Origin of the sequence: Paraburkholderia fungorum (genome assembly GCF_046027605.1) — a bacterium.
Taxonomy (GTDB): Bacteria; Pseudomonadota; Gammaproteobacteria; order Burkholderiales; family Burkholderiaceae; genus Paraburkholderia; species Paraburkholderia fungorum_F.
Window position 1 is genome coordinate 112,709 of sequence record NZ_JAQQEF010000022.1, and the last position, 7,657, is coordinate 120,365.

Here is a 7,657-nt window from a genome sequence, read left to right on the forward strand (position 1 = left end):
GCGACGATGTTGGGCTGCCTCTTTGCATTTGCACTGCTGTGCGTGCTGCCGATCCGCGCCAATGCTGCTCCGTTATCCGAAAGCATGCCGCATGCGCCGCACGTCGACGAGTCGCGTCCGGCCGCGGCACGGGCCGCGCGCGATGCAGTTGGGCAACCTGCGCAACCGGCCCGTGATCTCCATTCCGCTCACGAGACAGCTGCCAGCGTACCTCTTGAGCTTGCTCTGAGTGATCGTCGCTATGCCGCGGGCCAACCGGCGACAGGCGCATATGATGCCGCGATCGAGCGCCAGACGTGGCTGTTGGCACTAGCCGCTCCGGCAGTTGTTGCGCTGGCGGGTGCGTGCTGGTCTCATGCTGCGCTGAAGCGTGTTGCTCGGAAGCTGCACCACAACGATAGCGAATGGTCGCGCCGGTGCAATGCAGCCGAAGCGCGGGCGCAGGCCGCACAGGTCGCGGCATCCGCCCAGGCGAGCATTGCTGCCAGCCAGGAGCGGCTGTGGTTACTGGGCGCGATGCGCCTCTACGCGCAAGCGCCGCTGACTGCGGTGGCGGGTCTGCTTGAGTCGGTAGAAGTGGTGGCAATGCCGCCCGCACAACGCACGCAGATGCCGGTGATCCAATCCGCGATTCGAACGTGGGTCCAAACGCTTGGTGACCTGCTCGATACTTCGCCGCTGGAGTCGCGCGCCGTCATTCTCGACGAAAGCGTGACGAATCTGCACGATCTCATCAATGGCGTCATCGCGTTGGCGTCTCCGTCTGCTGCTCAGCGAGGTTTGCGCTTGAGCGCGCGCGTCGATCAAACAGTGGCCGACCGGGTTCTCGCCGATAGCGCGCGGCTCGGTCAGATCTTTTTTTATTTGCTAAACCGTACGGTCCACTTCAGCACGCGCGGAGGGATCGCGGTCGTTGTCCGGGCGGAGCCCTTGAACTCCGGCTCGCAGCGGATTTTTATAGACGTGGCCGAGGTCGGCGAAAAAAGCGACGCGTATGCCGCTCAACTGCAACTCTTCGGGCCGGTTGCTTATGAGTCGCCCGCAGAAAAGTCGCTTGGCGATATTGATGCTTGCTTGCCGCTCTGTCAGATACTCGCGCAGCGCATGCAAGGCGAGCTCTCAATCACAAGCGGCGCCGATTCGTACCTTCGCGCGAGCTTCAATGCACCGTTCACCGTCGAGCAATGGGGGGCGTCGGCTGAACCGACCCGCGGAGTACAGCAGTCTCTGTTCGCTATTGCCGCGCAGCCGCTGGAAGCTGCCGCGAACGCCGCATTTGAGCCTTTTGAGCAACGCTATCTCGACGCGCTATCTGAAGAGGGTATTAATCTCCACACGTTTCTCGGCGCATGGCGCAGTTCGATGGATGATGACCTGGCGCGTCTGGACCGCTCGCGTGACGAGTCTGACATCAAGAGCTTACGGACCGTGCTGCATAGATTGAGCGGCGCCGTAGGCCTCGTCGGCGCGCGCAGTCTGATGGAGGCACTGCGGCGCGCAAGCGTGGTCCAGTCGGAACCGGAAGCGGGGGCAATTGACGCGCTCGCACTGCGCGCCGAAGCGCTAATGATGCAACTCGACACAGCCATCGACCCACACCGGAGCAACCTGTCATGACTCGACCGTTGGCCCTGATCGAGGGTGATCTGACGATCCCGTTGCCGCGTCCTTTCGACGGTCTGCCGCCGCCGTTCGGCTCGCGTCGGAACGTGCTGCGTGACGCGGTGCAACACGCTGTGCGTCAAACGAAAACTCCGGCGTCGGCTAGGCCGTTTCCGCCGGGCGTCAAGCATGTGCTGTTCTACAAGGCGCCGCCGCGACGTACTGACACGCATAAGTTTGACGCCTTGATGGCGGAAGCGAAGCACTACCTTGCCGCAAGTGCGGCTCGTCGGCCGCCTTCGTCACGCTCGGATCACGTGCTGGCAGCGACTATCTTCGCCGGTTGCACTATCGCGCTGACGTGGTTGCTGGTGACGTGTTCCATAAAAGACGCGGAAAAGGCGAAACCGATAGCGGTGACCTCGGCGGTTCTGGCGGGGGTCAGTCCGCGTGTCGATCGTCCGGAGCCGGTCTCCAAGGCGATCGTTGCGAATAAGGCCGTGGATAATGTCGCGCTTGAAAAGCCGACGACTCCGAAAATTGCTGCGGTCGCGAGCGCTGCGCCGGCAATGTCGGTGGCCGCCGAGGCGCCACGCGTTGCGAAGCCCGTGCCGGTAGTTCCGCTTATGCCGAAGCAGGCCGTGCGAGTCACCGCCGCTAGAAACGCTACGTTAGCGTCGTCGGAAAAGGCCGGGGATCGAGTCAAGGTAAGGCGCTTGAGCGAAACCCGCGTTACCGAACGTGTGGCCTTGAGCCGAGCAACCCGTCCGGAGATACGACCGGCGCCGTCAACGCAGCCGGAGTGGACCGCGAGCGCGTCGCGTTCGCATGACGACGCTTCGTCGAGCGTGACGCCGTGGATCAATTGGGCTGCTCAACAGCACCGGCCGTCCCCGACCATGCGCGCCGCAGTGCCGGTGGCCGGCGACAACAACTGGAACGACCACATGACGCAGCGCCGGATCACTGACGATCCCGCCGCCTTCCACGCCGACCGCAGCGGACAGTAGAAGTAGGTGGCTTTCAGCTAAACCCTACGCTGCTCGACACACATAAAAAAAAGCCCGGCCAAAGCCGGGCTTCCAAAGTCGGCTGCATCCTCCACAGGACGCAGCCCCTGCAAAACAGCCAAGCCGTTTGCACTACCGCAACCGCTACCGTTAGCTCAATAACCTCAAGCAGCCAGCAGCGAGCGCAGCACGAACGGCAGAATCCCGCCGTGCTTGTAGTAGTCGACTTCGATCGGCGTGTCGATACGCAGCAGAACCTGCACGCGCTTCTCCTTGCCGTCCTTGCCGCGAATCACCAGCGTCACTTCCTGTTGCGGCTTGAAGTCGTTGCCCAAGCCTTCGACGTCGTACGTTTCCTCGCCGGTAATACCGAGCGATTGCACGCTATCCGAGCCCTTGAACTGCAGCGGCAGCACGCCCATGCCGACCAGGTTCGAACGGTGAATCCGCTCGAAGCTACGCGCAACCACAGCCTTCACGCCCAGCAGTTGCGTACCCTTCGCAGCCCAGTCACGCGACGAACCCGTACCGTACTCTTCACCCGCAAACACGACAGTCGGCGTACCCGCGTCGATGTACTTCATCGCTGCGTCATAGATCGACTCTTGCTCGCCGCTCGGTTGGTGAATCGTCAGGCCGCCTTCCACGCGCGTACCGTCTGCCTTCACCGGGATCATCAGGTTCTTGATCCGGACGTTCGCGAACGTGCCGCGCATCATCACGTCGTGGTTGCCGCGGCGCGAGCCGTAGCTGTTGAAGTCGGCCTTCTGCACGCCGTTTGCCTTCAGCCACTTGCCTGCCGGCGAGTCTTCCTTGATCGAGCCAGCCGGGCTGATGTGGTCGGTCGTGACCGAGTCACCGAAGATGCCCAGTGCGCGTGCGTTCTTGACAGCGGGGATGCTGTCGGCCGGCGTCATCGAGAAGTCCTTGCCGAAGAACGGCGGCTCAGCGATGTAGGTCGACTTCGGCCAGTCGTAGACTTGACCTTCTTCGCCTTCGATCTTGCTCCACAGGTCGCCCTTCTTGGTCAGCGCCGAGTAGTTCTTGCGGAACGCGTCTGCGTCCAGCGCGAACTTGAGCAGTTCGTTGACTTCTTCGCTGGTCGGCCAGATGTCGCCCAGGTAGATGTCCTTGCCGCCCTTGCCCTTGCCGACCGGTTCGGTCATCAGATCGCGCGTGATGTTGCCGGCGATCGCGTAAGCAACGACCAGCGGCGGCGAGGCCAGGAAGTTCGCGCGGATGTTCGGGTGAATACGCGCTTCGAAGTTACGGTTGCCCGACAGAACCGCTGCCGCGACGATGTCATTCTTCGTGATCGCTTCGTTCAGTTCCGGCGTCAGGTCGCCCGCGTTACCGATACAGGTCGTGCAACCATAAGCGGCCAGCGTGAAACCGAGCTTGTCGAGGTACTTCATCAAGTCGGTCTTCGTCAGGTATTCCGTGACGATGCGCGATCCCGGAGCCAGCGAGGTCTTGATGTGCGGAGCAACCGTCAGGCCAGCTTCCACTGCCTTCTTGGCCAGCAGACCAGCCGCCAGCAGCACGCTCGGGTTCGACGTGTTCGTGCACGACGTGATCGCAGCGATCAGGATGTCGCCGTTCTTCACGTCGACGCCGTTGCTCGTCGTGTATTGCGCTTCGAGATCGTCGGCCTTCTTCGCAAAGCCGTTTTCCGCAACCGGCTTCGAGAACAGATCGCTGAAGGTCGACTTCACGTGACCGATTTCGATACGGTCCTGCGGGCGCTTCGGACCTGCCAGCGACGGCGTCACCGTGCCGAGATCCAGCGTGACGACCTTGGTGTAGTCGATCTGGCCAGCCTTCGGAATACCGAACAGACCCTGCGCCTTGAAGTAGTTTTCGAAAGCGGAGATTTCTGCGTCGGTGCGGCCCGTGCCCTTGAAGTAGTCGATGGTTTTTTCGTCGACCGGGAAGAAGCCCATGGTTGCGCCGTATTCCGGCGCCATGTTGCCGATCGTCGCGCGATCCGGCAGCGACAGCGACTTCGTGCCTTCGCCGAAGAACTCGACGAACTTACCGACAACCTTTTCCTTACGCAGCAGTTCCGTCACGGTCAGGACCAGGTCGGTCGCCGTCAGGCCTTCGCGCAGCTTGCCCTTCAGTTCGACGCCGACGACGTCCGGCGTCAGGAAGTACACCGGCTGGCCGAGCATGCCGGCTTCAGCTTCGATACCGCCCACGCCCCAGCCCACCACGCCGATGCCGTTGATCATCGTGGTGTGGCTGTCGGTGCCGACCAGCGAATCCGGGTAGTACACGGTGTCCGCGCCTTCGGCCTTCTTGTGCACGCCGCGTGCGAGATATTCCAGGTTCACCTGGTGAACGATACCGACGCCCGGCGGCACGACCTTGAACGTGTCGAATGCCTGCATGCCCCACTTCATGAACTGATAGCGCTCGTTATTGCGCTGGAATTCCAGTTTCATGTTCAGGTCGAGCGCGTTCTTTTCGCGGAAGTGATCGATCTGCACCGAGTGATCGACCACCAGATCAACCGGGACCAGCGGTTCGATCGACTTCGGATCCTTGCCCATGTGTTTCGCGACACCGCGCATTGCAGCGATGTCGGCGAGCAGCGGCACGCCGGTAAAGTCTTGCAGCACGACGCGCGACACGACGAACGGAATTTCGTCGACGCGCGCTGCGCTCGGCTTCCAGTTCGCGAGTTGCGTGATGTGTTCTTCGGCGATCTTCTTGCCGTCGTAGTTACGCAGCACCGATTCCAGCACGATACGGATCGAAACCGGCAGGCGGTCGATCTTGATGTTCAGTGCCTTGCCGAGTTGCGGCAGGGAGTAGAACTTGCCTTTGCCGGAACCGCTGTCGAATTCCTTGAGCGTTTTGTGGAGGTTGTGGGCCATGGTGTTTTCCTTGGTTTGATCGCGGAACTACTGTACTTAACTAGATGACGTACAAATCGACGTACTCATTGACCGGCATGGCTTCGAGCCTTGCCTGGTCCAGCGACACGTCGAGAATCGCCAGTTGTTGCCTGACCGGAAAGCGGCGCGCGAGGTTGGTCTTGAACTTCTCGACCAGCAACGGAATTCCGTCCTCGCGACGACGCTTATGACCGATCGGGTATTCGACTACGACTTCTTCGAACTTCGACCCGTCGTTGAATTCGATCGTCAGTGCATTGGCGATCGAACGCTTCTCCGGATCGTGGTAATCCTTTGTGAACTGCGCGTCTTCGACGCATTCCATCTTCGCGCGCAGCACATCGATACGCGGGTCTTGCGCGATCGAATCTTCGTAGTCCGCGGCCGTCAGGCGGCCGTGGATCAGGGGCACGGCGATCATGTACTGGATACAGTGATCGCGATCGGCCGGATTGTTCAAGGGGCCTTTCTTATCGATGATGCGGATCGCGGCTTCGTGGGTGCGGATCGTGATCTTTTTGATGTCTTCGACGCGCTTGCCGTTGACGGCGAGTTGCGCGTGCAATGTCATCGCCGCCTCCGCCGCGGTTTGCGCGTGGAATTCAGCTGGAAAGGAGATCTTGAACAGCACGTTTTCCATCACGTACGAACCGTACGGACGCTGGAATCTGAATTCGTTGCCCTTGAAGAGGACGTCGTAAAAGCCCCACGTCCTGGCCGTCAGCACTGACGGATAGCCCATCTCGCCGGTCTTCGCGATCAACGCGAGACGCACGGCGCGCGACGTCGCGTCACCTGCGGCCCATGACTTGCGCGAGCCGGTATTCGGCGCGTGACGATAGGTACGCAGCGCATGTCCATCGACAAACGCCTGCGATACCGCGTTGATCAATTCATCGCGCGTCAATCCGATCAACTGGCCGACCACCGCGGTGGAAGCCAGCTTGACCAGCAACACATGATCAAGCCCGACCTTGTTGAACGAGTTTTCGAGCGCGATACAGCCTTGAATTTCGTGCGCCTTGATCATGCCGATCAAAACGTCTTTCATCGTGAGCGGCTTTTTGCCCGCTGCGATGGCACTGCGCGAGAGCCAGTCGGCCGTTGCCAGAATCCCGCCGAGGTTATCCGACGGATGACCCCACTCAGCGGCAAGCCAGGTATCGTTGAAGTCTAGCCAGCGGATCATGGCGCCGATGTTGAAGGCGGCCTGAACCGGGTCGAGCTGGAACGATGTGCCGGGCACCTTTGCGCCGTTGGGGACGATCGTGCCCGGCACGATCGGTCCCATCAGCTTGGTGCAGGCCGGGTAGGTGAGCGCCTCGAGTCCGCAACCGAGCGTATCGATCAGGCAGTTACGCGCCGTATCCAGCGCGAGCGTGCTGTCGATCGGAAAATCCAGCACGTAATCGACGATATCGACCAGGACTTTATCCGGGTCGGGTCGCACGTTGGAAATCGGAGCGGACATCGGGGAGCTTTCCTGATGTAACGGATTAGTTGCTCTTGTTGATTGCGTTCGATTGCGTCGGAGCCGGTGCGCCTTGCAACATCGCTGCCGTCTTGCACTCGTCGGCCAGGCGCGAGCTGTCCTTATCCGAGAACAACATCGCCTTCGTCGGAATCACGACCAGGTCCATACCCGATGCGGCGTCGTGGAAGCGGTCTGCGCCCGTGGTGGTCGCTTCGCGCGGCAGATTGTAGTTTTTGTTCGCCCAGTGAACCGTGACGATCTGATCACGCTTCATGTCGCCCTTCAGGTCGAATGCCAGACCTTCGTTGCACGACCACTTTTCCGAGCCGTCCGGCACCGGGTCGACCTTCGCTTCCTTAGCCGGATTGGCTTTGCGCTTGATCAGGCGCTTCGGTTGCGGCTTCTTCGGCACTGCCTTGGCAGCCGGTTTCGTGGTGGTCGCCGTTTGCGCGGCGGCGTCAGTCGCGACGGTCAGCATCGTCGTGGACAGGGCGCCAATCACGGCGGCGATCATCAGCTTTTTCATGGAGAAAACCTTTCTATCTAGTTTCAGTTGAACAGTGCGCGGCCGGCCGGTCCGGATGGCCGCGAGTTGAACTGCACGCGCCTCGAAAGCGCACAGCGACCGCTATTTTCTCCTATTTAGCGGCACGTACTTCAAATTCTCA

The 7,657-nt window shown here is 61.0% G+C and carries 5 protein-coding genes; 2 read left to right on the top strand and 3 right to left on the bottom strand.

Translation table 11 applies throughout. The features are described 5' to 3' along the window. The first annotated feature begins 6 nt into the window (after positions 1 to 6). Positions 7 to 1,617 carry an Hpt domain-containing protein gene (locus PQR53_RS29175; protein ID WP_408461855.1) on the top strand — a complete coding sequence of 537 codons (1,611 nt, stop codon included), beginning with the start codon at positions 7 to 9 and terminating at the stop codon, positions 1,615 to 1,617. After that, entirely contained in the window at positions 1,614 to 2,612 is a 999-nt protein-coding gene (locus PQR53_RS29180) for a hypothetical protein (protein ID WP_408461858.1), read from the top strand. The genes PQR53_RS29175 and PQR53_RS29180 overlap by 4 nt, the downstream gene beginning before the upstream one ends. A 164-nt stretch (positions 2,613 to 2,776) precedes the next feature. Here the strand turns inward: PQR53_RS29180 and acnA are convergent, their stop codons facing one another. From acnA to PQR53_RS29195, 3 genes are read right to left on the bottom strand one after another with little or no spacing between them, the layout of a single operon-like run. Further along, positions 2,777 to 5,494, bottom strand: coding sequence for an aconitate hydratase AcnA (acnA, locus tag PQR53_RS29185; protein WP_408461861.1), 2,718 nt, complete (start codon positions 5,492 to 5,494; stop codon positions 2,777 to 2,779). A 40-nt stretch (positions 5,495 to 5,534) separates the two neighbouring features. Further along, entirely contained in the window at positions 5,535 to 6,986 is a 1,452-nt protein-coding gene (locus PQR53_RS29190) for a bifunctional 2-methylcitrate dehydratase/aconitate hydratase (RefSeq protein ID WP_408461863.1), read from the bottom strand. A gap of 25 nt (positions 6,987 to 7,011) precedes the next feature. Continuing rightward, positions 7,012 to 7,515, bottom strand: a complete 504-nt coding sequence (locus tag PQR53_RS29195) for a hypothetical protein (RefSeq protein ID WP_179739536.1) — start codon at positions 7,513 to 7,515, stop codon at positions 7,012 to 7,014. Positions 7,516 to 7,657 lie beyond the last annotated feature (142 nt).